General features: G+C 65.8%; 20 protein-coding genes and 2 pseudogenes. 5 read left to right on the top strand and 17 right to left on the bottom strand.

The window, feature by feature from the left end:
• Positions 1–5: 5 nt before the first annotated feature.
• The 3 genes from LPB04_RS19470 to trxC form a co-directional block, all read right to left on the bottom strand.
• Positions 6–965: a chemotaxis protein gene (locus tag LPB04_RS19470; protein ID WP_193686124.1), complete on the bottom strand. Its 960-nt coding sequence runs from the start codon at positions 963–965 to the stop codon at positions 6–8.
• 76 nt (positions 966–1,041) lie between these two features.
• On the bottom strand, positions 1,042–1,404 hold the full coding sequence (locus LPB04_RS19465) for a DUF4870 family protein (RefSeq protein ID WP_193686123.1): 363 nt from the start codon (positions 1,402–1,404) through the stop codon (positions 1,042–1,044).
• A 90-nt stretch (positions 1,405–1,494) separates the two neighbouring features.
• Positions 1,495–1,929, bottom strand: a complete 435-nt coding sequence (trxC, locus tag LPB04_RS19460; protein WP_193686122.1) for a thioredoxin TrxC — start codon at positions 1,927–1,929, stop codon at positions 1,495–1,497.
• Between the two features lie 151 nt (positions 1,930–2,080).
• On the opposite strand from trxC, the gene LPB04_RS19455 reads away from it, so the two are divergent.
• From LPB04_RS19455 to LPB04_RS19445, 3 genes are read left to right on the top strand one after another with little or no spacing between them, the layout of a single operon-like run.
• On the top strand, positions 2,081–2,824 hold the full coding sequence (locus LPB04_RS19455) for a DUF72 domain-containing protein (RefSeq protein ID WP_193686121.1): 744 nt from the start codon (positions 2,081–2,083) through the stop codon (positions 2,822–2,824).
• Positions 2,825–2,842: 18 nt separating this feature from the next.
• On the top strand, positions 2,843–3,595 hold the full coding sequence (locus LPB04_RS19450) for a Mut7-C RNAse domain-containing protein (RefSeq protein ID WP_193686120.1): 753 nt from the start codon (positions 2,843–2,845) through the stop codon (positions 3,593–3,595).
• The gene (locus LPB04_RS19445; protein ID WP_227496490.1) at positions 3,592–4,008 is read left to right on the top strand and encodes a hypothetical protein; all 417 of its coding nucleotides are present in this window, start codon (positions 3,592–3,594) and stop codon (positions 4,006–4,008) included. Before LPB04_RS19450 ends, LPB04_RS19445 begins: the two co-directional genes overlap by 4 nt.
• Positions 4,009–4,018: 10 nt before the next feature.
• Here LPB04_RS19445 and LPB04_RS19440 read toward each other — a convergent pair whose 3' ends face one another.
• The 11 genes and pseudogenes from LPB04_RS19440 to LPB04_RS19390 all read right to left on the bottom strand — a co-directional run bounded on the left by LPB04_RS19440 (position 4,019) and on the right by LPB04_RS19390 (position 17,605).
• Entirely contained in the window at positions 4,019–5,074 is a 1,056-nt protein-coding gene (locus LPB04_RS19440) for a PEP-CTERM sorting domain-containing protein (RefSeq protein ID WP_193686119.1), read from the bottom strand.
• Positions 5,075–5,293: 219 nt separating this feature from the next.
• Positions 5,294–5,614: a hypothetical protein gene (locus LPB04_RS19435; RefSeq protein ID WP_193686118.1), complete on the bottom strand. Its 321-nt coding sequence runs from the start codon at positions 5,612–5,614 to the stop codon at positions 5,294–5,296.
• A gap of 38 nt (positions 5,615–5,652) precedes the next feature.
• On the bottom strand, positions 5,653–6,564 hold the full coding sequence (locus tag LPB04_RS19430; RefSeq protein WP_193686117.1) for an EamA family transporter: 912 nt from the start codon (positions 6,562–6,564) through the stop codon (positions 5,653–5,655).
• A gap of 12 nt (positions 6,565–6,576) precedes the next feature.
• A complete protein-coding gene (locus LPB04_RS19425) occupies positions 6,577–7,305 on the bottom strand; it encodes an ABC transporter ATP-binding protein (RefSeq protein ID WP_193686116.1) in 729 nt (242 codons plus the stop codon).
• An 11-nt stretch (positions 7,306–7,316) separates the two neighbouring features.
• Positions 7,317–9,269, bottom strand: a complete 1,953-nt coding sequence (locus LPB04_RS19420) for an ABC transporter permease subunit (RefSeq protein WP_193686115.1) — start codon at positions 9,267–9,269, stop codon at positions 7,317–7,319.
• Position 9,270: 1 nt separating this feature from the next.
• Positions 9,271–10,161, bottom strand: coding sequence for a branched-chain amino acid ABC transporter permease (locus tag LPB04_RS19415; RefSeq protein WP_193686114.1), 891 nt, complete (start codon positions 10,159–10,161; stop codon positions 9,271–9,273).
• A gap of 114 nt (positions 10,162–10,275) precedes the next feature.
• The gene (locus LPB04_RS19410; RefSeq protein WP_193686113.1) at positions 10,276–11,433 is read right to left on the bottom strand and encodes an ABC transporter substrate-binding protein; all 1,158 of its coding nucleotides are present in this window, start codon (positions 11,431–11,433) and stop codon (positions 10,276–10,278) included.
• A gap of 285 nt (positions 11,434–11,718) precedes the next feature.
• Positions 11,719–12,114, bottom strand: a complete 396-nt coding sequence (locus LPB04_RS19405; RefSeq protein ID WP_193686112.1) for a hypothetical protein — start codon at positions 12,112–12,114, stop codon at positions 11,719–11,721.
• A gap of 247 nt (positions 12,115–12,361) precedes the next feature.
• Positions 12,362–13,203 (bottom strand): annotated as a pseudogene (serB, locus tag LPB04_RS19400) (phosphoserine phosphatase SerB).
• 5 nt (positions 13,204–13,208) lie between these two features.
• Positions 13,209–16,654: pseudogene (gene mfd, locus LPB04_RS19395) on the bottom strand (transcription-repair coupling factor).
• 84 nt (positions 16,655–16,738) lie between these two features.
• Complete coding sequence (locus LPB04_RS19390; protein WP_227496489.1) at positions 16,739–17,605, bottom strand: DMT family transporter; 867 nt, start codon at positions 17,603–17,605, stop codon at positions 16,739–16,741.
• A 298-nt stretch (positions 17,606–17,903) separates the two neighbouring features.
• On the opposite strand from LPB04_RS19390, the gene LPB04_RS19385 reads away from it, so the two are divergent.
• Entirely contained in the window at positions 17,904–18,371 is a 468-nt protein-coding gene (locus LPB04_RS19385; RefSeq protein ID WP_193686110.1) for an Lrp/AsnC family transcriptional regulator, read from the top strand.
• Between the two features lie 26 nt (positions 18,372–18,397).
• Here LPB04_RS19385 and LPB04_RS19380 read toward each other — a convergent pair whose 3' ends face one another.
• Positions 18,398–19,147 carry a DNA-binding protein gene (locus tag LPB04_RS19380; RefSeq protein WP_193686109.1) on the bottom strand — a complete coding sequence of 250 codons (750 nt, stop codon included), beginning with the start codon at positions 19,145–19,147 and terminating at the stop codon, positions 18,398–18,400.
• A gap of 280 nt (positions 19,148–19,427) precedes the next feature.
• Here LPB04_RS19380 and LPB04_RS19375 point away from each other — a divergent pair, with 280 nt between their 5' ends.
• Positions 19,428–20,366: a diguanylate cyclase gene (locus LPB04_RS19375; protein WP_193686108.1), complete on the top strand. Its 939-nt coding sequence runs from the start codon at positions 19,428–19,430 to the stop codon at positions 20,364–20,366.
• Here LPB04_RS19375 and LPB04_RS19370 read toward each other — a convergent pair.
• Both LPB04_RS19370 and LPB04_RS19365 read right to left on the bottom strand, forming a co-directional pair.
• Positions 20,355–21,314, bottom strand: coding sequence for a 5'-nucleotidase (locus LPB04_RS19370; protein WP_193686107.1), 960 nt, complete (start codon positions 21,312–21,314; stop codon positions 20,355–20,357). The two genes, LPB04_RS19375 and LPB04_RS19370, sit on opposite strands and share 12 nt — an antisense overlap.
• On the bottom strand, positions 21,298–22,284 hold the full coding sequence (locus tag LPB04_RS19365; RefSeq protein WP_193686106.1) for an HDOD domain-containing protein: 987 nt from the start codon (positions 22,282–22,284) through the stop codon (positions 21,298–21,300). The genes LPB04_RS19370 and LPB04_RS19365 overlap by 17 nt, the downstream gene beginning before the upstream one ends.
• Positions 22,285–22,432 lie beyond the last annotated feature (148 nt).

Below are 22,432 nucleotides of genomic sequence, written 5' to 3'. Positions count from 1 at the left end.
TTCGCTTACTGCTTGAGTACGCGGCGCAGCGTCGTCGACAGGTCTTCGGCCGAGAACTTCGCCACATAGGCATCGGCGCCGATGTTCTTGACGTGTTCCTCGTTGGTCGTACCCGACAGCGAGGAGTGGATCACCACCGGCAAATTCGCCAGGCGCGCGTTCTTCTTGATGTTGCGGGTCAGCGTAAAACCATCCATCTCCGGCATCTCGAGGTCGGTCAGCACCAGGGCCACGCGGTCGTAGACGCTCTTGCCTTCGGTTTCGGCCGCGTTCGCGATCGTGTTCAGCTGGTCCCAGCACTCCTTGCCGCTCTTGGTCATGATGAAGGGCAGGCCCATCGCGTCCAGGCCCTGTTCGATCAGGGCGCGTGCGACGACCGAATCGTCGGCCGCCAGGACGACGGAGCCCGGCTTGATCTGGATTTTCGCGCCGACCGACTGCTGGCTGATCTCGGGACCCGAATCCGGATTCATGTTGCGCAGGATGGTCTCGACGTCGAGCACCTGGGCCAGGCGGCCCGGCTCGCCGTTCTCGCCTTCGAGGCGTGCAATGCTGGTGACCATGCCGCTGCCGGCGCTCTTTTCGGCCGACATCACCTGGCTCCAGTCCAGGCGCACGATTTCTTCGACGCTCTCGACCGCGAAGGCCTGGGTGGTGCGCGCGAACTCGGTCACCAGCATGATGTTCAGGCCGGTCTTGGGCTTGACGCCGGCGATCGCCGGCAGGTCCAGCACCTGGATGATCTGGCCGCGCAGGTTGACAACGCCAAGCACGTGGGCCGGCGAGCCGGCCACGGCCGTAATCTGCGGCATCGCCACGATTTCGCGGATCTTGAACACGTTGATGCCGAACAGCTCGCTGCGCTCGCCGTTCTCATCCCCGCCGAGGCGGAAGAGCAGGAGCTCGAATTTGTTGGTGCCCGTCAGATTGCTGCGCTCGTCGACTTCCTGCTGAACCGATTTCATATTTCATCCCGAATAGTGGTGGTGCCATCAGGAAAGTATTCTAGCCGTGAAATTGCCGAAAAGCGCAGAACAAGCCTCAGACCGGCATCGGTTTGTTGCTGTTCAGATCCAAAAAACCACGAATCAGACGATACGCCTTCCACAACCACGCCAAGGCCCAGACCAGCCAGGCGACGGGGATGCCGATGATCGTTGCAAACAAGACAAAGCCGACGCCCATCCAGATCACGTAGAACCAGAACGAGCGGATCATCCAGCTGTGGTGGCTGTAGACGATGGTGCCGTTCGTGTCCGGGCGCTTGATATAGTTGACGATCAGCGGCAGGAAGGACAGCATGCCCAGCGAAAAGAAGAAGGTGCAGGCGTGGACCAGGTAGAGGATGCGCGCCATCTGCTTGGCGTCCTCGGTACCGCTGTCCATAACGAGTTGTTGCGACATGAATGGCTCCCTTGTGTGCTACCGGCGGGACGACCCCGCTTGTGGGCCATTGTAGCAGCCATTCGTGGCATTTTCGTTAACGTTGCAAGCCTACAGCTTCGACTGGACCCAGGCCACGATATTGCCGGCGTCCATGGCTCCTGGCTGGCGCGCCACCTCGCGGCCGCCGCGGAACAGGGCGAGGGTAGGAATGCTGCGGATGCCGAACTGCGCCGACAGGTCCTGGGCGCGCTCGGTATCGACTTTCAGCAGGCGCACGCGCGGCTCGAGCCGCGTTGCCGCCTGGGCATAGGCCGGGGCCATCATCTTGCAGGGGCCGCACCATTCGGCCCAGAAATCGACCAGCACGGGGATATCGTTGCGGCCGATGTGTTTATTGAAGCGTTCGGACGTGACGTCGAGCGGGCGCCCGGCAAACAGGGGCGCGCTGCACTTGCCGCAGACGGGATTGTCGGCCAGCCGCGCCGGGGCCAGGCGGTTGACGGCGTCGCAGGCAGGGCAGACGATGTGGATGGCATCTGACACGGGGTACTCCTTGAAAAGAACGCGTTGGCGCTATTGTAAGACGGACCGGAGGCGGGCGGCGTCCCGTGCCTGACCGCCGCCCTGGCTCAACCATGCGCCCCGGCAAGCAAGGGCGGCGTACAATCGGCGTAACATTATTGCAAGAGCCTCGATGATGAATCAGAGCGATGCCGCGCCCCTCATCGGTTGCGCCGGCTGGAACATCCCGAAGGAAGCCGCCGCCGCCTTTCCGCCGGCCGGCAGCCACCTCGAACGCTACGCCGCCGTATTCCCGGTGGTGGAAATCAACTCGTCCTTCTACAAGCCGCACCAGCCCAAGACCTATGCGCGCTGGGCCGAGAGCGTGCCGCCGGATTTCCGCTTTGCGGTCAAGGTGCCGCGCGCCATCACGCACGATGCGGCCATGCGCGACATCGACGAGCTGCTGGCGCGCTTTGCGGGCGAAGTGAAGGAACTGAAGGACAAGCTCGGCTGCCTGCTGGTGCAGACGCCGCCCAAGCTCGGTTTCCACGACGAGACCGCGCGCGCGTTCTTCCAGAAACTGCAGGACAGCTTCGGCTGCATGGTCGCCTGTGAGGGGCGGCATCCGAGCTGGTTCAGCGACATCGCCACCGAGGTGCTGCGCGAACGGCAGGTGACGCGCGTGATCGCCGATCCGGCGGCCGGCCAGCCGGGGCCGCACGTGCCGACGACGAACGACATCTACGTGCGCCTGCACGGGGCGCCGCGCATCTATTATTCCTCGTATTCGCAGGACTACCTGGACGCCCTGGTGCGCGACCTGGAGGTGCATCGCGCCGCCGGGCGCCAGGTATGGTGCATCTTCGACAACACGGCCGCCGGCGAGGCGGTGCCGAACGCGCTCGACGTGCTGCGCGCCACCGGCGGCGGCTGACGGCGCAGTGAATCTTCCATGGTCCAGGCGAGCTTCCGCTTTGTCGGGGAACTGAACGACTTCCTGCCGCGCGAGCGCAGGGACCGCGCCTTTGCCACGCCCTGCGCGCGGGCCGCGACGACCAAGCACATGGTCGAGGCGCTGGGCGTGCCGCATACCGAAGTCGGGCGCATCCTCGTGAATGGCGAGGCGAGCCGCTTCGACCGGCTGCTGGAAGACGGCGACGATGTCCTCGTCTGTCCGCTTCGGGATAGTGCGGCGGCCGGCATCCGCTTCGTCGCCGACGCCCACCTCGGCGGCCTGGCGCGCCTCTTGCGCATGGCCGGTTTCGATACGCTCTACGAGAACGGGTATCAGGACGAGGAAATCGCGGCGATTGCCGGACGCGAGACGCGCACCGTGCTCACGCGCGACCGCGAACTCCTGAAACGGCGCGAGGTCGAACACGGCTGCTACCTGCACACGATCCGGCCCGAGGCGCAATTGCGGGAACTGTTCGAGCGGCTTGGACTGGCTGCCCTGGCCCGGCCGTTCACGCTGTGCCTGCACTGCAACCTGCCGCTGCGGCCGGTTGCCAGGGAGGAGGTGCTGGAGCGCCTGCCGGAATCCGTGCGCGAGCAGCACACCGAGTTCACCACTTGCGACGCTTGTGGTCGCGTATTCTGGAAAGGCTCGCACCACAAGCGCATGCTGGCGATGCTCGACGCAGCGAACGCGCTAGAATCGTCAGGGTCTCCCACCAAGAGCGAATTTTCAGACAAGCGCCCGTGACCGCCTCCTTGCCCCCACTGCCGTTTCCGATCCGTGCCGAGTGCCCGCCCGGCGCCTGCGTCTGCGAGCGCGAGCGCCTGCTGGCCGAGCCGGGTGCCGACATCCGGCCGCTGGCGCTCGACCGCAAGCAGGAAATGAAACTGATCGAGCGCATCGAGCGCATCGACAGCTATGCCGACCTGCAGCACGTGCAGGAACTCATCCGCCGGAACATCGGTGCCGAGCTGCGCATCGCGCCGGGGCCGAACGAGGTGCGCACGATGCGCGGCATCATCATCGTGCTCGAGGAAAAGCCGGGGCTGTGCAAGAAGGTGCGGCAATCGGTACCGGCGGCAGTCCGCAAGCGCCTGCAGGAAAAGCCCGAGATCGCCTGGGCCATCCTGGACGCGGGCAACCTGTTCGGTTCGGACTAGCCGGGTCGAACTAGCGCCTCTTGCGCCGCACCAGCATCGCCAGCAGTGCCCCTGCAAACAGCCATGTGCTGGCCGGTTCGGGCACATCGGCCGGCTGCTGCTCATCGAGCGGCGGGTTCGACGGCGTAGCCGGCTGGCTCGGGTCGGGCCGCGGGACGAAGGGGTCGATGTCGGTAACGGGCGGCGGCATCCCGGGCGCGGAATCACCCGGCTCGGGGAGCACCGTGATGGCGCGCGACAGGGGCGGCGGCGTGTTCGAAGCGAGCAGCCGATCTCCTGGCGTGGCACGCGCCAGCGGCGGAATGCTCGCGCTGCCGAGCCAGCCCGTCTGCGGCGATGGCAGACCTGGCGCAGGCTCGTTGCCGAAGGGCCTGCGGCCAGGCCTTGGATCGCCGGTCGGGGGCGAGTTGGCTGGCCACACCAGTTTGAAGGGCTGGCCCGTCAGCTCCGGCGGATCCACATCCGGCTCGGGTGCGTTGACAAGGGTGAGCTCGCCCTCGGTGGCGTCCACCGGCTCATCGAGCTCGTCGGGGTTGGGCGCGTGCGGCTCGACCGGAAAACGCGGCACATCCGAGATACGGTTCGCGCAACGCGCGCGCATCTCGTTGCGGCCATCGGTAAGCAGGGTTTCGCCCACTTGCAGCATGACCTTCCTGCTGGTCCAGTAAATCCGGTCGCCCTTGCGATAGGAGACGTACACCGCCCGTGGCGCGGACACCGTCACGGCACGGGCGCGGGCCACCTCGAAGCCGGCGTAGTGGGCTGCGACCACCTTGTCGGTGCGCAGGATGCGTTCCAGCTCGGCCCGGTCAGCCGCGCCGCCCGGCACGACCGAGTAGCGGTAGACGCGGCGCGCCATCGGCAGGGGATCGGAGACCGGGACCGTCATTGGCTGGAGGGCCGCCATACCGGACTCCAGCGTCAAGGGCGCGTAGGGCGCCTGCGCCGGCAGCATCCCGTACGCTACCGCGCAGGCAGCTATTCCCGCGGACGTGGCCGCCAGCGCGCGACGCCGGAAGTGCACACGCTGCTCGATACGACGGGAAAACGGATACGAACGGTCCATGCGCAGCCTCGGGTAGGAGATGTCCTACAGAGTACGGCATCGTGGCAGGCTTATCTACGGCTGGTCGGCAAACTCATCAGTTTTTTACTGACGAGCGCATATGTCGTGGGGGAAATACGACGGAATGTCGAGAAAAATTGGCTACTGGAAATAGTAGGTCGAGCGGGGAAACTTTACCTTACCGGCAAGGATGCATAATTTGCCGGCCGCTGTGCCGTCTCAGATCTTGACCACGTATTTCAGCACGAAGCCGACCAGCAGCGAGGCCGCCATCGCCAGCGACAGGGCGCCGTGCAGGACGTCGGAACCGATCGACACTTCACGCGTCATTTCTTCCTTGCTCATCTTGCCGGCCCGGCTCAATACGACCGGGCGCAGCAGGCCCTGGATGCCGAGCAGGAGCAGGCCGACGCCGATGAAAGTCTCGCCGATCAGGTTCTGCCGCATCCCGCTCCAGAGCCCCATGCTGCCCAGGCCGCATCCGAACAGGAACCAGAAAATGCGGGAGGCCGTGTAACGCGAAAATTTGGAAGTCGTCATCGGGAGCCTGCTGTCAAAACCGCATTATAAGGGTGCATTCATTGCGGGGCGGCGGCGCGGACCCGCGGCCTGAACATGACCAGCGCCAGCGAGGCCACGACCAGCACGATGCCGGCCCATTGCCAGGGCGTGACCGCTTCGCCGAGGCCGAGCATGCCGGCCGCGATGCCGACCGGCGGCACCGCCAGCGAGAAGGGCGCGACCCGGTTGGCCGGGTGGCGCTTCAGCAGGCCCGTCCACATCGCATAGCCGAGGATGGTGGCGAACCAGCCGAGGTAGGCCATCGAGGCCCAGGCGGTGCCCGACACGGCGCGCCAGTTCCAGCTGGTCGACGGCGGGTCGAAGGCGAGCGAGAGCAGGACGAAGGGCAGGATCGGCACCATCGAGCTCCAGACCATGAAGGGCAGCACGTCGAATTGCGGTGTGCTGCGCTGGGCGATACGCACGACGATGTTCGAGGCTGCCCACATCGCGGCCGAGAGGATGCTCAGGATGAAACCGGTCAAGGTGACCGCCGAGCCGCGCCCGAACGCGTCGACGCACAGGCAGCCAAGACCGACTGCGGCGATGCCCATCGCCGCCTGCAGGCGCCCGCTGACGGGCTCTTTCAATACGACCCACGCAAACAGGGCGGTAAAAAACACCTGCATCTGCAGCATCACCGGCGCCAGCGAGGCCGACATGCCGGCGCGCAGCGCCAGGAACAGCAGGCCGAACTGGCCAACGCCCTGGAACAGGCCGTACAGCACCACCCAGCGCGGCGCCAGTTTGGGCGGACGCACGAACAGCAGCAGCGGCAGCAGCGCGAAGAAGTAGCGCCCGGCGCCGAGCTGGAAGGGCGTGACTTCGCGCAGGCCGAGCTTCATGGCCACGAAGTTGGTGCCCCAGACCAGCACGACGCACAGGGCGGCGGCGTAATCGCGGCCCTCGAGCGCCCCGGCATCACGCATCGATGCGGCTCATCAGTGCGCCTGTCCGCCGCCGAGGTAGGCCGCCACCACCTTCGGGTCGTTTTTCAGGCTCTCCGCCGGGCCGTGCACCGAGATGCGACCGTTCTCCAGCACATAGCCGTAATCGGCCACGTTCAGCGCGGCCGCGGCGAACTGCTCGACCAGCAGCATCGTCACGCCTTCGCTCTTCAGGCGCGTGATGATGCGGAACACCTCCTCGACCAGGATCGGCGCCAGGCCCATCGACGGCTCGTCGAGCAGCACCACGTCCGGGTTGAGCATGACGGCGCGCGCCATCGCCAGCATCTGCTGCTCGCCCCCCGACAGCGTCCCCGCCAGCTGGTTCCGCCGCTCCTTCAGGCGCGGGAACAGCTCCATCGCCTTTTCCAGGTCGCGCTGCACGTCGCCTTTCGGACGGGCCCGCGTGAAGCGCGGGAAGGCGCCCAGCAGCAGGTTGTCGGTGACGCTCATGGTGGCGAACACGCGCCGGCCTTCCGGCGAATGGGCCAGGCCGGCGCGTGCGATGCGGTGCGAGTCCAGGCCCGTGATGTCCTTCCCGCCGAGGGTGATGCTGCCGGCCTTCGGCTTGATCATGCCCGAGATGGCGCGCATGGTCGTCGTCTTGCCGGCGCCGTTCGAACCGATCAGCGTGACCAGTTTGCCCTGCGGGACTTCCAGCGAAATGCCGTGCAGGACCTGCACCTTGCCGTAGGCCGCTTCCAGGTTTTGAATCGATAACATGATCGGTCTCCTTATACCGCGGCCGCGGCCGGTGGGGTGGCTTCGCTGGCGCCGCCGAGATAGGCCTCGATGACTTTCGGATCGGCCTGCACGCGTGCCGGGATCCCCTCGGCGATCTTCTGGCCGAAGTCGAGCACGGTGACCGTGTCCGAGATCGACATCACGACGTCCATGTGGTGCTCGATCAGGATGATGGTGATGCCGTGGTCGCGGATCTTGCGGATGATCGCCATCAGCTCGCGGATGTCCGGCGCCGTCAGGCCCGCCGCCGGTTCGTCCAGCAGCAGCAGGTGCGGGTTCAGGCCCAGCGCGCGGCCGATCTCCAGCAGGCGCTGCTTGCCGTAGGGGAGGTTGCGCGCCTCCTCGTCGGCCAGGTCCGAGAGACCGACGAAGTCGAGGATCGCCGCGGCGCGCTTCCTTGCCGCCGCTTCCTCGCGGCGCATGCGCGGCGTGGTCACCATCGCGTCGAACACGGTCGAACGGAAGGTGTGATGCAGGCCGACCAGCACGTTCTCGGTGGCCGTCATCTCGCCGAACAGCTGCACGTTCTGGAAGGTGCGCGCCACGCCGCCGAGCGCGATCTGCGACGGCGTGCGGCCCGTGATCGGCTGGCCGGCAAACACGACGCCGCCCGCGGTCGGCTTGTAGATGCCGGTCAGGACGTTCATCATCGTGCTCTTGCCGGAACCGTTCGGGCCGATCAGGCCGTGCACCGTGCCGCGCGCGACGTTCAGGTCGACCTGGTTCAGGGCTTTCAGGCCGCCGAACTGCATCAGGATTTTTTCGGCGCGCAGCAGGTCGCCGCCCGCCTCGACTTTCGCCACGCCCTCGAAGGCATCGGCCGTCGCGTCGAGCCCGACCGACTTCGTATGCGCAACGCGGCGTCCGAGCAGCTGGCGGAAGAAGCCGACGATACCGTCCTGCAGGTAGTAGACCACGAACAGCGTCATCAGGCCGAAGATGGTCAGGCGCCAGTCGGTCATGTTCTGGATCCGGTACGACCAGAAGGCCAGGCCGATCGTGGCGACCAGAGGAACGAGCACCTTGCGCGGGGTGGCCCGTTTCTTTGCCAGCGCCACTGCGGAGCCGATCAGGCCCAGCACGGCGGCCGCCACCGCGATCTGGCGGAACAGGGCGATGTCGGACAAGAGGCTGGGCAGCATGACGACGATGATGGCGCCGAGGATGGCGCCGACCCGGGTCTTGCGTCCACCCATGATCACGGCCAGCAGGAACAGGATCGTCAGCTCGAAGTTATAGGTATTCGGCGAGATGTACTGCTCCGAATACGCGTACAGGCTGCCGGCCAGGCCGGCGAAACCGGCGCTGATCACGAAAGCGTAGACCTTGTAGCGGTACACCGAGACGCCCATGCAGTCCGAGGCGATCGGGCTGTCGCGCAGCGCCTCAAAGGCGCGCCCGATGTTCGATTTCAGCAGGCGGTGCACGACCACCAGCGACAGCACCATGAACACGGCGACCATGTAGAAATACTGGGTCTCGCTCAGGTCCGCGCCGAGCACTTTCGGCTTCGGGACCATGATGCCGAGCGGGCCTTCGGTGAGGAAGGTCATCTCGTTGATCATGATCTGGACGATGGTGCCGAAGGCCAGCGTGACCATCGCCAGGTACGGGCCGGTGACGCGCAGCGCCGGCAATGCGAGCACCGCGCCGAACAGGGCCGAGATGCCGATACTGGCGGGGATCGCCAGGAACCAGGGCGCGCCCAGCTTCATCACCAGTACGCCCGTGACATAGGACCCGACGCCGAACAGGCCGGCGTGTCCGAGCGAGACCTGGCCGGTGTAGCCGACCACGATGTCCAGGCCGAACAGCAGGATCGCGTAGATCAGGATGGTTTCGGCTAGGTGGATGTAATACGGATTGGTGAACACGTGCGGGAACACGGCCAGCACGATCAATCCGAGCACGCTGGCGATGAGGAGGGGTTTCGATTTAGTCATGTCAGACCTTCTTGATCGCGGCCTTGCCGAACAGGCCGGACGGTTTCACCGCCAGCACCAGCAGCAGCAGGATCAGTCCCGGCACTTCCTTGTAGCCGGTCGAAATGTAATAGCCGGTCGCGGTTTCCGCGATGCCGAGGATCAGGCCGCCGACAATCGCGCCCATGCCCGAGGTCAGGCCGCCGATGATCGCCACCGCAAAGGCCTTCAGGCCGAGCGAGGCGCCCATGGTGGCGCTGGTCAGCGTCAGGGGTGCGATCAGGGCGCCCGCAAAGGCGGCCGTGGCCGAGGACAGCGCATACGAGAAGGTGATCACGCGGCCCGTGTTAATGCCCATCAGGCCGGCCGCGTCGCGGTCGTTCGAGGTGGCGACGACGGCCTTGCCGTAGATCGATTTGCGGTTGAAGAGCTCGACCGCGAGCATGATCGCCAGGGCGCCGATGATCACGGCCACCTGCATCGGCTGCACGTTCGCGCCCATGAACTGGAATGGGGTGGAAGAGAGCGGCGACGGGAAGGGCAGCACGTCCTTGCCCCAGATGTTCTCGGCGACGTTTTTAAAAATGATGGCGAGCGCGATGGTCGACATGATCCAGCCGAATTCGGACTTGATGCGGATTGCCGGCCGCACGCCGATCCATTCGACGAACATGCCCTGCAGAGCGCCGAAGGCGATGACCAGCGGGATCATCAGCCAGTAGCTCATGTAGGGGCCGCCGTGGATGCCGCCGACCAGGGACAGGCCGACCAGGGCGCCGAGCATCAGCGCCTCGCCCTGGCCGAAATTGAGGGTGCCGGAAGTGGCGAACGTAAGTTGATAGCCGAATGCGACGACGGCATAGATCATGCCGAGCGCGATTCCGCTGAAGACCAGCTGCAAAAGGATATCCATGATTCTCACCCGAAGAAGGCGCCCGGGAATTGCACCCCCGCGCCTCCGGTCAACAAGAAAATGGCCAGTCAGGACTGTCCTGGCTGGCCACGATCGGCAGTTACTGCAGCTGCCTTACTTGGCCTGCACCACGCGGCCGCCGCGCACTTCGCCAAACACGGTGTTGTTGAAGTTGATGGCTTCGTGGTCGGTCTTGCTGTACGGCTTGTCGTAGGTGGTGACGACGCCATCGACCTTGGTGTTCAGGTTCTCGAGCGCCGCGACGATCTTCGGTCCTTCGGTCGAATTGGCCTGCTTGATGGCCGCGGCCAGCAGGTAGATCGAGTCGTAGCCCTGGGCTGCCGACACGGCCGACGGCATGCGGCCGCCCGGCGGGTTGTAGGCTTTGACGTAGGCGTCGATGAAGGCCTTGCGCTTCGGCGTGCTCGGATCCTGGATGAAGGTTTGCGGCATGCGCGTGCCTTCGCCGTTCTTGCCGGCGTTGTCGACGAAGTTGGCCATCGAGAGCGTCCAGCTGCCGATCATCGGCACTTTCCAGCCCAGCTTTTCCATGCCGTTGGCGATCTGCGCCAGTTCCGGGCCGATGCCGTAGGTCAGCACGGCTTCGGCGCCGGCCTGCTTGGCCTTCAGCAGCTGCGAGGTCATGTCGACGTCCTGCAGGTTGTATTTTTCGACGGCGACCGGCTTGATGCCTTTCTTCTCCAGCGCTTTCTCGAGGTCGGCGCGGCCGAGCTGGCCGTAGTTGGTCGAATCGGCCAGGATGGCGACCTTCTTGAAGCCGCGGCGACCGATGGCCTCGTCGACGATCATCTGCGACTGGATGGCGTCGCTGGCCGAATTACGGAAGACGAAATTCATCGGCTGGGTGGCGAACTGCTGGGTAACGACGGAGCCGGTGGCGACGTTGTTCATCACCGGGATCTGCGCCTGCTGGTAGAAGCGCTGCGAGGCCAGGGCCACGCCGGTGTTGATGTAGCCGACGGTGGCGACGACGTGCTCCTTGTTGATCAGCTCTTGGGCGATCTGCACGCCGCGTTCGTTCTTCGCCTCGTCGTCGCGCTCGACCACTTCGAGCTTGCGGCCGAGGACGCCGCCGGCGGCATTGATCTCGTTGACGGCCAGCTTGACGCCGTCACGCATCGAGACGCCCATCGGCGCCGAGCCGCCCGTGAAGGGACCGGACACGCCGATCTTGATCGGCTCCGCGGCCATGCCAGACATCGAAAAACCCAGTGCTACCCCTGCAACCAATGCTTTCAGCTTGAAATTCATTGCCGTCTCCGTAGTGTGTTTTTGGTCATGCCGTACGTTGTACCGCGGGGGAAAATACCCATGTGCGATGCCATCGACCGACCCATTGTAGGTTAGCAATTGGCCAACAGCAATCGATTGCTATGATGCATCGCACCATGCAACACAGATAAATCAGCGTAAGAAAACGGTAAGGAAAAGAGCGTATGGACGCACAAAATAAAAGAGGCCGCACATGCCGTGCGGCCTCCCTGTTCTGGTGCATTTTTGCGGCAGCGCGATGGATCGCGCGGCCGGCGCTGCCGATTATCGGTGGCGATATCCACCGTGATGACGGTGGCCGCCCCAACTGCGCCCGAAGCTGAAGCCCAGTCCGATCGAAACCGGCGGGTACCAGAACGGATCCTGCACGTAGACCGGCGGGGCGACGTAGACCGGCGGCGCCACGTAAACCGGCTGACCCGCGTAGACCGGGGCCGGGTTGACGACGACATTCGAGCTGGTCACCACACCGGCGTCGCCCGCACGGGCACCGGTACCCATCGGCACCGGCGTCACTGACACGGTTTGCCAGCCGTCCGGATCGTTGGACTGGGCATAGGCACGGGTGCCGTAGTTGGCCGGGCCCGGACCCGGCACGGCGCAGCCGGCCAGGGCGGCCACGGTGGCAACTGAGGCAAATACAACAATAAGTTTTTTCATGGCGGTCCTCCTGATGTCGCCATGATAGTTTTTTCGTGTCCATTTTGGCGCGGAATTACAGCTTGTTACACCTGGGGTTGGACTGATACATGCGCCGTACGGGTGCCGGCACAGTGACCAATCTAAAGGGGGAGAGGCGGGAGACTCAAGGGACGCACGGCAGGGGATTTGCGCTGGCGCAGAAATGGATGAGAATAGGCCCGGAGAGACCTGGGGTGGGCGGGTCCCCCGCCCACGCGGACGCTTGCTAGCCCAGCACCGCCAGCACCCCGTCGAGCCCGCTGAAATTGAGCGCCACGTCCGCCTGCGCCCGTACCACCGGTTTCGCGCGAAACGCCACCGACAGCCCGCTGACGCCCATCATCTTGAGGTCGTTGGCGCCATCGCCCATCACGATCGCGCGCGAGGTGGGCACGCCCAGCTCGGCGCACACGCGCTGCACGGTCCGCATCTTTTCCTCGGCATCGACGATGCCGCCAACGACGCGCCCCGTGAGCCGGCCGTTCTCGATCTCGAGCACGTTCGCATGCGTGTAGTCCAGTCCCAGGCGCGGCTTCAGGCGGTCCGTGAAGAAGGTGAAGCCCCCGACACCAGCAAGGTTTTGAGGCCGGCTGCCTGCACCGCGGCCAGCATGCTTTCGGCGCCCATCGACAGCCGCAGGCGTTCCCCGTAGACGCGCTCCAGGGCCGTCGCTTCCAGCCCTTCGAGCAGCGCCACGCGCCGCGTCAGGCTGGCCGCGAAATCGAGCTCGCCGCGCATCGCCGCTTCCGTAATTTCCGAGACCTGGGCTTTCAGGCCCTGCATGTCCGCGATCTCGTCGATGCACTCGATCGTGATCAGGGTCGAGTCCATGTCCATCGCCACCAGCGCGAAGTCGGACAGCGAACGGCCCGCCTCGATGAAGGTCGCATCGACCTGCGCAGCCAGGGCCGCCGCATGCACCGCCTCCACCACCTCGGGCGAAGAGGCGACATCTTCGCAACGCAGCGCGTGCGCCGACAATGCGCTTGCACGCGCCGGACGCGCCAGCGCGGCGATGGAGTTCAATCCGTCCTGCGTGGCCTGCGGCCCCTGTAACACGAGATTCATATACGTCATGCCAGTAGTTGTTTGATCGTTTGCTTCACCTGCAGCACCCGCGCAGCCAGGTCCGGCATGGCGGCGGTGATGCGCAGCTTGTCCTGGCCGGCCAGTTTGATGTGGCGGTTCTTCTGGATCAGCGTGATGATCTTGATCGGATCGATCGGCGGCTTTTCCATGAATTGAAGACTTGCCGCCTCGCTGTGGGCGTCGATCTTGACGATGCCGACCGTTTTCGCTGCGACGCGCAGGCGGTGGGTCTCGATCAGGGCCTTGACCTGTTCCGGCAGCTTGCCGAAGCGGTCGATCAGTTCTTCCTGCATGTCGTCGATCTTGCCCTGGCTTTCGCAATTGGCTAGGCGTTTGTAGATCGACAGGCGCTCGTGCACGTCGCCGCAGAAGTCGGCCGGCAGCAGGGCCGGCACGTGCAGGTTGATTTCGGTGGTGGTCGACAGCGGCGCGGCCAGGTCCGGCTCCTTGCCGGCTTTCAGGGCACGCACGGCCTCGTTCAGCATGTCGGAATAGAGCTGGAACCCGATCTCGAGCATCTCGCCCGACTGGTTCTCGCCCAGCACTTCGCCGGCGCCGCGGATCTCGAGGTCGTGCATCGCGAGATAGAAGCCGCTGCCCAGTTCTTCCATCGCCTGGATCGCGTCCAGCCGGCGCTGCGCCTGCTTGGTCAGGTTCTGCACGTCATTCACCAGCAAATAGGCATAGGCCTGGTGGTGCGAACGGCCGACACGGCCGCGCAGCTGGTGCAGCTGGGCCAGGCCGAATTTGTCGGCGCGGTGCATGATGATCGTGTTCGCCGTCGGCACGTCGATGCCGGTCTCGATGATGGTCGTGCACAGCAAAATATTGAAACGCTGGGCCACGAAGTCGCGCATCACCTTTTCCAGGTCGCGCTCGTGCATCTGGCCGTGGGCCACGCCGATGCGCGCTTCCGGCAGCAGCTCGCGCAGCATCGAATAACGGTTTTCGATCGTCTCGACTTCGTTGTGCAGGAAGTAGATCTGGCCCCGCGTTTCAGTTCGCGCAAACAGGCTTCGCGGATGATGGAGCCGTCTTCGCTGCGCACGAAAGTCTTGATCGCCAGGCGCTTCTGCGGCGCGGTGGCGATGATGGAAAAGTCGCGCAGGCCCTCCAGAGCCATGCCCAGCGTGCGCGGGATCGGCGTCGCGGTCAGCGTCAGCACGTCGACTTCCGCGCGCAGGGCCTTCAGCGCTTCCTTCTGGCGCACGCCGAAGCGGTGTTCCTCGTCGATGATGACCAGGCCCAGGCGCGTAAACTTCACGTCCGGCGATAGCAGTTTATGGGTGCCGATCACGATGTCGAGCGTGCCGTCGGCCATGCCCTTGATCGCGTTGTTGATCTCCTTGCCCGTGCGGAAACGCGACAGCTCGGCGATTTTTACCGGCCAGTCGGCGAAGCGGTCGGCGAAGGTTTGCGCATGCTGTTCGGCCAGCAGCGTGGTCGGCGCCAGGATCGCCACCTGCTTGCCGCCCATGACGGCAATAAAAGCGGCGCGCAGCGCGACTTCGGTCTTGCCGAAGCCGACGTCGCCGCAGACCAGGCGGTCCATCGGCCGGCCCGAGGTCATGTCCTTGATGACGTTGGAAATGGCTTCGGCCTGGTCCGGCGTTTCGTCGAAGCCGAAGCTCTGGGCGAAGTTCTCGTAGTCGGTCGCCGAATACTCGAACGAGTGGCCGGTACGGGCAGCGCGGCGCGCATACAGGTTCAATAGTTCGGCCGCGGTGTCGCGCACCTGCTCGGCCGCTTTTCTCTTGGCCTTGTCCCACTGGCCCGAGCCGAGCGAGTGCAGCGGCGCGTCTTCCGGCGAGGTGCCCGAATAGCGCGAGATCACATGCAGCTGCGACACCGGCACATACAGCTTGGTGTCCTTCGCGTATTCCAGGTGCAGGAACTCGGTCTCGCCTTCGCCCAGGTCCATCGAGATCAGGCCCATGTAGCGGCCGATGCCGTGGTTGATGTGCACGACCGGGTCGCCGATTTTGAGCTCGGACAGGTCGCGCACCATCGATTCGACCTGGCTCGTCGCTTCCTGCTTCTTCTTGCCGGCGCGCCGGCCGGAGCCCGCATACAGTTCGGTCTCGGTGATGAAGGCGATGCAGCCGCTCGATTCCTCCAGCAGCTCGAAGCCCGCCTGCAGCGGCGCCACGCCGAGCGCCACCCTGGCATCGCTGGCACGCATGCCCTCGAAGCCCTCCACGGGCACGATGTCGAGGTGGTACTCGTTGAAATACTGCTGCAGCGTTTCGCGCCGGCCGTTCGACTCGGCGCAGATCATCACGCGGCAACCAGTGCGTGCGATAAAGGCGCGCAGGGGGGCCAGCGGGTCGTCCAGGCGGCGGTTGACGGCGATGTCGGGAATCGGCGCCGACAGTTCCGATGCGGGCGCGTTCGGGTCGCGCGGAATGTTCCAGCGCCCGTGCGGCTTGGCGCAGGTGAAGAACTGCTCGCTGGAGAGGAACAGCTCGCGCGGCTCCAGCAGCGGACGTTCGCGGTCGCTCTTCAGGAAGCGGTAGCGCGATTCGGTGTCCGTCCAGAAGCGGGCAATGGCTCCGTCGATGTCGCCGACCAGGGCCAGCGGGCCGTCTTCCGGCAGGTAGTCGAACAGGGTCGCCGTCTCTTCGAAGAACAGCGGCAGATAGTATTCGATGCCGGCCGAGGCGATGCCGCTGCCGATGTCCTTGTACACCGGAGCCCTCGACGGGTCACCTTCGAATCTTTCGCGCCAGCGGCTGCGGAAAGCGGTACGCGCCGCCTCGTCCATCGGGAATTCGCGCCCCGGCAGCAAGCGCACTTCGCGCACCGGGTACAGCGAGCGCTGGGTGTCGGCATCGAAGGTGCGGATGGTTTCGATCTCGTCGCCGAACAGGTCCAGGCGGTAGGGCAAAGCCGAGCCCATCGGGAACAGGTCGATCAGGCCGCCGCGCACCGAGTATTCTCCGGGCGACATCACCTGCGACACGTGCGAGTAGCCGGCCAGGGTCAGCTGGGCCTTGAGTTTCGCTTCGTCCAGGTTCTCGCCCTGGCGGAAGAAGAAGGTGTAGGCCGCCAGGAACGAGGGCGGCGCCAGCCGCACCAGGGCGGTCGTCGCCGGCACCACCAGCACGTCGCACTGGCCGTTGCGGATCTCGTGCAGGGTCGCCAGGCGCTCGGAGACCAGGTCCTGGTGCGGCGAGAAGGCGTCGTAAGGCAGGGTTTCCCAGTCCGGCAGCAGGTGGCAGGACAATTTGCCGTCGGCGAACCAGGCGATTTCGTCGAGCAGGCGCTGGCCGTCGCTGGCATTCGCCACGACGACGGTGAGCATCTGTTTGCTGACCTTGCATTCGAGGCCGGCGACGGCGAGCGCATAGGCATCAGACGAACCCGCCAGCGCAGGCAGGACGAAACGGTTACCGGGCTTGGGGAGGTGCTTTTTGAGATCGAAAGGCATGCAGGCGTGCGGTATGAGGTCGGGCCGATGGGTCGTTCATTATAGACGAACCGATACGGCCGCGCCCCCGCGCACGCCAGCCTTTCAGCGGCGCCGTCCCGCCGCGAAGGCGACGCCGCCGAGGATGATGGCGAAGCCCGCCGCGTGGTAGAGCCGCGGCGCTTCGCCCAGCAGCGGCCAGGCGGCCAGCGTCGCGAACAGCGGGATCAGGTACACGGACAAGCTGGCCCGTGCCGGACCGGCGATCGAAACAAGGCGGTCGAAGCAGAAATAGGCGCCCAGGCTCGGCACCACCGCCAAAAAGCCGAGCGCGATGTACAGGCGCGGATCGTGGAAGTTGGCGACGTCGCCGAGCGAGGCTTCCAGCACCGCGAACGGAGCCAGTACCAACGCGCCGCCGCCGATCAGGGCCGCCAGCTTGACGGTGCTCGGCAGCGCCGGCAAGGGCAGGCGCTTGCCGAGCACCGTGTAGAGCGCCCAGCCGCAGGCGGCCAGCACGACCCACAAATCTCCGGTGCCGAAGGCCAGGCCGCCCAGCGCGGCAATGTCGCCTTTCGAGAGCACGACCAGCACGCCGGACACGGCGAGCAGCATGCCGCCGGCCTGCCTGCGCGCGAGCGGCGCCTTCCAGACCAGGGTTTCGAGCAGCATGACGAGCGCCGGACATGCCGCGAAGATGATGGCGATGTTGGCGGCACTGGTGTGGCGCGCCCCGATGTACTGGGGGCCGACGGCCATTCCCATGCCGAGGCCGGCCAGCAGCATCAGGCGCGGGAAGTTCGCCATGATCGTGGCGCGCAACGCCCACAGGCGCGGGCCGACGCTCGGCAGGAGGATCGCAAAGGCCAGCGCCCAGCGCCCGAAGGCCAGGAACAAGGGCGGCAGCGCCGCGCTCTCGGCCCAGCGGGCGACGACGAGGTTGGCGGCGAAGAGGGCGGGGGTGACCAACATGAGCGGCAGTTCGGCACCGAGGGAATCATCCCGGTAGCCCAGACCTGCGCGTGAAACTGCTTCCGACACGACTACTCCGAATTCTGGTTGCTGCATTGCGGGCAAAACGATGCTTTTGGCGTCGGATTGCGGGGCTTCATCCTGCTGGGATGGCGAACAAGAATTTTACTGCAGCGCACAAAAAATATTCTTTCGTTCACCCGGCCAAAAGCGGGCCGATGTGGATGGTCCTTCTTCGAATCGGATAAAATGCAGGAGGATTGTCCATTTATGCTCGTATAGACAGGAGGCGCTGCCGATGAAGGAAGGAATACTCGACGAGATCGACAGGAAGATCCTGCGTACGCTCAGCCGCGACGGGCGCATCAGCAACCAGAAGCTGGCCGAGACGGTGAACCTCTCGCCGACGCCTTGCTGGCACCGGGTGCGGGCGCTGGAGGAAGCGGGGCACATCAGCGGCTACGTCGCGGTGCTCGACCAGCGCGCACTCGGCGTGCCGGACACGGTGATCATCGAGGTGACGGTCGACCGTCATGACGATGAGATCCTGCAGGCTTTTTCGGACGCGCTGGCCGAGCTGCCGGAAGTGATGGAAGCGTATTTGCTGTCGGGGGAATACGACTACCTGATCAAGGTAGCCGTGTCGGGGACGGAGGGGTACGAACGCTTCCTGCGCCAGAAGCTATATAAACTGCCGGGCGTGAAGCACACGCGCTCGACGTTCACCTTGCGCTGCCTGAAGCGGACGGTGTCGGTGACGCCGTAGGGTGGGCGGAGCCCACCCTGCCTGGCTTATTTCGCCTTCTTGCGCAGCGCGTCCAGCTCCATGCGCAGCGCGCCGCGGTCGCTTTTCGCCGCCGCCAGCTGCGCCTGCAAGTCCTTGACTTCAAGCGCCAGGCTGTCGCGCGCAGTGGTCGCGCCGACCAGTTCCATCTCGGCTGCCAGGCGCGCATCCGATTGCGCCGACGAAGCGGCGACGCTGCGCTCGAGCTGCCCGCGCAGGTCGGCCAGCTGGGCATCCTTGCCGTCGATCGCCAGCTGGTCCTTGGCCTTGCTGACCAGGGCGTCCATCGCGACCTGGCGCGCGTTGCGCAGTTCGGCGTTCAGGCGCTCGATTTCTTCGTTGCGTTCATCGGCGACCGCCTGCGCCGCGTCGCGCGCGTCGCTGGCGCTCTCGACCTGCGCGGACAGGTCGGCGCGCTCGGCTTCGAGGCGCTCGCCGGCGGCGATCAGGTCGTCCATGTCGGCTTCGAGGCGCGCCTGCATTGCGCGCGCTCCGGCGCCGGCGTCGACGGCGTGCTGCTGCGCCCATTTCGCCAGGTCGGCGAGGAGGGCGGGCGGCAGTTCGGCCGGGGCCGGCGCGGGCGGCTGCTCGTGTTCGAGGCGCCAGGCGCGCAGGTGGCGGCCGATGGCGCTCGGCGCGGCGCCGAGGGCGTCGACGAGGGCGTCGAGGGTGACCGGCGTGCCGGCGCCCTGCAGGGCGGAAGCGGCGGAGGCGATCTCGTCGAAACTGAGGTCCTGGCTGGATGAATCGGTGGTCATGGAGCGAAAAGAAATGGAAGGTGGGCCGTATAAAGATGGGTATCATACGCGAGCGCCGGGTGCACCGGCGTCGTAACCAGTCCTGGCAGGCCTTGCGCGCCGCCTCCGGCGCCCGAGTGTGGCGTGATTGCCTCACTGTAAGAATTTGTCATTATCATGATGTAACATGCATGGATTCTCACGGACTCTATCGCATGGACGCTCCCGCCGCACTCCTCGATGTTGCCCGTGTCCTGCTCGCCGACGGCAGCTTCCAGCCAACCGCTTGCCACGAGGCCGCATGAACTCCAGCCCCACCTACGACGACCCCGGCGTCTACCGCACGCTGCTCGAATCGACCAAGGCCATTCCCTGGAAGATCGACTGGGCCAGCATGCGCTTCACCTATATCGGGCCGCAGATCGAGACGCTGCTCGGCTGGCGCCAGGACAGCTGGCAGACGGTGAACGACTGGGCCGACCGTATCCATGAAAGCGACCGCCAGAAGACGGTGGACTTCTGCGTGGCGCAGTCGATGCAGGGCGTCGACCACGAGGCCGACTACCAGGCATTGACCCGCGACGGCGATCTGGTGTGGATCCGCGACGTGGTGCACGTCAAGCGCCATCCGGACGGCAGCGTCGACTGCCTGGTCGGCTTCATGTTCGACATCACCGAGAGAAAAGCGGCCGAGGACAAGATCCTGCAGCTGCAGAAAGAGCTCGAGACGATGTCCTACCGCGATGCATTGACCGGCATCGCCAACCGCCGCATGTTCGACAGGATTCTCGACGTCGAGTGGAGCAAGGCGCGCGCCTGCGGCGAGCCGCTGTCGCTGGTCATGCTCGACATCGATTTCTTCAAGCAGTACAACGACAGCTTCGGCCATCCGCAGGGCGACCTGTGCCTGCAGCAGGTCGCCGGCCTGCTCGACGACACGGCTTCCCGGACGCGCGACCTGTGCGCGCGCCTCGGCGGCGAGGAATTCGTCATGCTGCTGCCGGCCACCAATGCGGAGGCGGCGCATGCCATCGCGGCACGTTTCGCGCGCCTGCTTGCGCGTGCGGCCATCCCGCACCGTAATTCGCGCGTGGACGACGTGCTGACGGTGAGCATCGGCGTGGGGACGATCGTGCCTGGCGGGCAGGATGCGCCCGAGGCCTTCATCGAGCTGGTCGACCGCCGCCTGTACCGCGCCAAGGGCGAGGGCCGCAAGCGCATCGTCGCCTCAGGCGACTGAGGATTCCGGCCCGGGCGCCGCGGCGCGGTTCGCCACCCCGAAGGGCACATGCACCATCGGGATCGTCCCGCCCGGCGTCGCGCGCAAATGGGTCAGCTGGTCGTCGAAGAAGATATGCGGCCGGAACACCTCGAGCACGCGCGCCTTGTCCATCCCGCCCAGGAAAAACGTTTCGTCGGCCGACACGCCCCAGCTCTTCAGGGTCGTCACGACGCGCTCGTGCGAGGGCGCGCTGCGCGCGGTGATGATGGCGATGCGGACGATGCGGCGGTAGCCCGCGTCCCGGCGCTGCGCGCGCTCTTCCAGGCGCTGCATCATCGCGAGTTTCTGGAACATGTTCGCCAGCGGCCCCGGACTGTGCGGGCGCTCCATGTGCAGGGTCTCGTGGGCGTGGAACCGGTCGAGGCCGTCGCGCTTGAAGACGGCTTCCGATTCGTCGTCGGCCAGCACGCCGTCGAAGTCGAAGGCCACGCGCAGTTCCAGGTCCTCCTCGCCGTCGTCGATCTGCGAAGGCAGGACCAGGCCGGCCGGATAATTCACGGCGATCGCGCTCCTGACGTCTTCCTCGTTCGCGCTCAGGAACAGCGAGGCGTTGAAGGCGGGCAGGTAACTGTACGGCGACTTGCCGGCCATGAAGGCGGCGCGCGAGATGTCGAGCCCGTAATGGGCGATCGAGCGCATCACGCGCAGTCCCGTTTCCGGCGAATTGCGCGAGAACAGCACCACCTCGACCGGGGACTCGTCCGGGAAGCAGGCATTGATGTTCAGGAAGCGCCGGATGAAGGGAAAGGCCACGCCCTTGCCGAGGATGGCGTCGAGGTGCGCTTCCTGGTAGAGCCGGTATTCTTCGGGGCCCTTGTCGAGATAGACCTGGTGCGATTCGGAGAGGTCGAACAGGGCGCTGGAGGCGACGCCAATGACCAGCTTGTGCTCAATCGGGAACGGCATCGTTTTCCTTGTCATGGAGCTTGTCGAAACAGCTGCGCTGGACGGCGTCCATACCGTCCACCAGCTGCGGGTCGTCGTCGCCGAGCACGCCGCCATCGGCCAGCACGCGCAGGGTGGCCAGCCGATCGCCTTGCGCGAGTGCCTGCGCCAGCGGCGGCGCCTCCGCATCCCAGGCCTGCCCGATCGCCTGCACCACCCCGGGCGGAAATTCCCACTCGCGCGCGATCGCAGCCGACAGCGCGCGCGCCGACACCAGCAGCGCGCCCAGGAACCCGTCCGACTGCGGCAAGCTGTCGCCGGGACCGGCCTGGTCGATGACGCGGAAGGCGACGATCAGGCCGACGTTCTTCATCAAGCCTGCCAGGTAAGCCTCGAAGGGATTGGCGCCGAGCGCGGGTGCCAGCAGGCTGGCGGCCAGCGCACATTTCTCGGACTGGCTCCAGACCTGCGGTGCGACCTGGCGCGCCAGGCGGCCCGTCTGCATGCTGATGATCGGGCGGAAGGCAACGCGCGCGAGCAGCATCCGCATCCCGTTCTGCCCCAGCATCACGACGGCGCCTTCGATGGTGCGCACCGGGGTCGACGAACGGTAGTACGGACTGTTGGCTTCGCGGATCACTTCGGCCACCAGCACCACGTCCTGCGAGAGCTGGCGCGACAGGTCGGCTGCCGAGACGCTGTCGTCGCGCAGGCTGCGCAGGAGCTGGGGAATGACGGCCGGGACGCGCGGCACCAGGCCGGCCGCGGCGGATGGCGTGTGCGCGAGGCGCGCGAGCTCGTCGAGAACCAGGCGCGCGGCGGGCGCCTGGGCCTCGTTGGCCGCAGGGCCGGCCAGCCACTTCAGGAAGGCGATGCCGACCTCGGCGCCGGCGCCGCGCAGCGCCGCCGCCCGGGGCGCGGGTGCGGGGACGGCCGCAGGCACCGGGACGGAGTGCGTCCCGCCGAACCATTGTGCAAGCCATTTTTTCATCGTCAGCTATCCGTCGGCGCCAGCAAACCCCGATTCTACCCGACAGGAGCGCGATCGCAGCGGCGAGATCGCTTGTAGCTGAACCACTACAAAACGTCGTTGGATCGCCGATACCGGTCCCTGGCCGGTGCGCGCATACTGCCGCCAA

Origin of the sequence: Massilia litorea (assembly GCF_015101885.1) — a bacterium.
GTDB classification, from domain to species: Bacteria; Pseudomonadota; Gammaproteobacteria; order Burkholderiales; family Burkholderiaceae_D; genus Telluria; species Telluria litorea.
The sequence above is the reverse complement of the archived record's forward strand: the minus strand, read 5'-3'. Positions and strand labels throughout refer to the sequence as shown.

Bases quoted from the DNA above. Each gene is read 5' to 3' on its own strand.
- LPB04_RS19425 (WP_193686116.1), bottom strand. From the start codon at position 7,305: ATGTTATCGATTCAAAACCTGGAAGCGGCCTACGGCAAGGTGCAGGTC.
- LPB04_RS19435 (WP_193686118.1), bottom strand. From the start codon at position 5,614: ATGACGACTTCCAAATTTTCGCGTTACACGGCCTCCCGCATTTTCTGG.
- LPB04_RS19375 (WP_193686108.1), top strand. From the start codon at position 19,428: ATGAACTCCAGCCCCACCTACGACGACCCCGGCGTCTACCGCACGCTG.
- LPB04_RS19405 (WP_193686112.1), bottom strand. From the start codon at position 12,114: ATGAAAAAACTTATTGTTGTATTTGCCTCAGTTGCCACCGTGGCCGCC.
- LPB04_RS19465 (WP_193686123.1), bottom strand. From the start codon at position 1,404: ATGTCGCAACAACTCGTTATGGACAGCGGTACCGAGGACGCCAAGCAG.
- LPB04_RS19455 (WP_193686121.1), top strand. From the start codon at position 2,081: ATGATGAATCAGAGCGATGCCGCGCCCCTCATCGGTTGCGCCGGCTGG.
- LPB04_RS19390 (WP_227496489.1), bottom strand. From the start codon at position 17,605: ATGTTGGTCACCCCCGCCCTCTTCGCCGCCAACCTCGTCGTCGCCCGC.
- LPB04_RS19470 (WP_193686124.1), bottom strand. From the start codon at position 965: ATGAAATCGGTTCAGCAGGAAGTCGACGAGCGCAGCAATCTGACGGGC.
- LPB04_RS19380 (WP_193686109.1), bottom strand. From the start codon at position 19,147: ATGACCACCGATTCATCCAGCCAGGACCTCAGTTTCGACGAGATCGCC.
- LPB04_RS19385 (WP_193686110.1), top strand. From the start codon at position 17,904: ATGAAGGAAGGAATACTCGACGAGATCGACAGGAAGATCCTGCGTACG.
- LPB04_RS19410 (WP_193686113.1), bottom strand. From the start codon at position 11,433: ATGAATTTCAAGCTGAAAGCATTGGTTGCAGGGGTAGCACTGGGTTTT.
- LPB04_RS19415 (WP_193686114.1), bottom strand. From the start codon at position 10,161: ATGGATATCCTTTTGCAGCTGGTCTTCAGCGGAATCGCGCTCGGCATG.
- LPB04_RS19370 (WP_193686107.1), bottom strand. From the start codon at position 21,314: ATGCCGTTCCCGATTGAGCACAAGCTGGTCATTGGCGTCGCCTCCAGC.
- LPB04_RS19365 (WP_193686106.1), bottom strand. From the start codon at position 22,284: ATGAAAAAATGGCTTGCACAATGGTTCGGCGGGACGCACTCCGTCCCG.
- LPB04_RS19440 (WP_193686119.1), bottom strand. From the start codon at position 5,074: ATGGACCGTTCGTATCCGTTTTCCCGTCGTATCGAGCAGCGTGTGCAC.
- LPB04_RS19430 (WP_193686117.1), bottom strand. From the start codon at position 6,564: ATGCGTGATGCCGGGGCGCTCGAGGGCCGCGATTACGCCGCCGCCCTG.
- LPB04_RS19450 (WP_193686120.1), top strand. From the start codon at position 2,843: ATGGTCCAGGCGAGCTTCCGCTTTGTCGGGGAACTGAACGACTTCCTG.
- LPB04_RS19420 (WP_193686115.1), bottom strand. From the start codon at position 9,269: ATGACTAAATCGAAACCCCTCCTCATCGCCAGCGTGCTCGGATTGATC.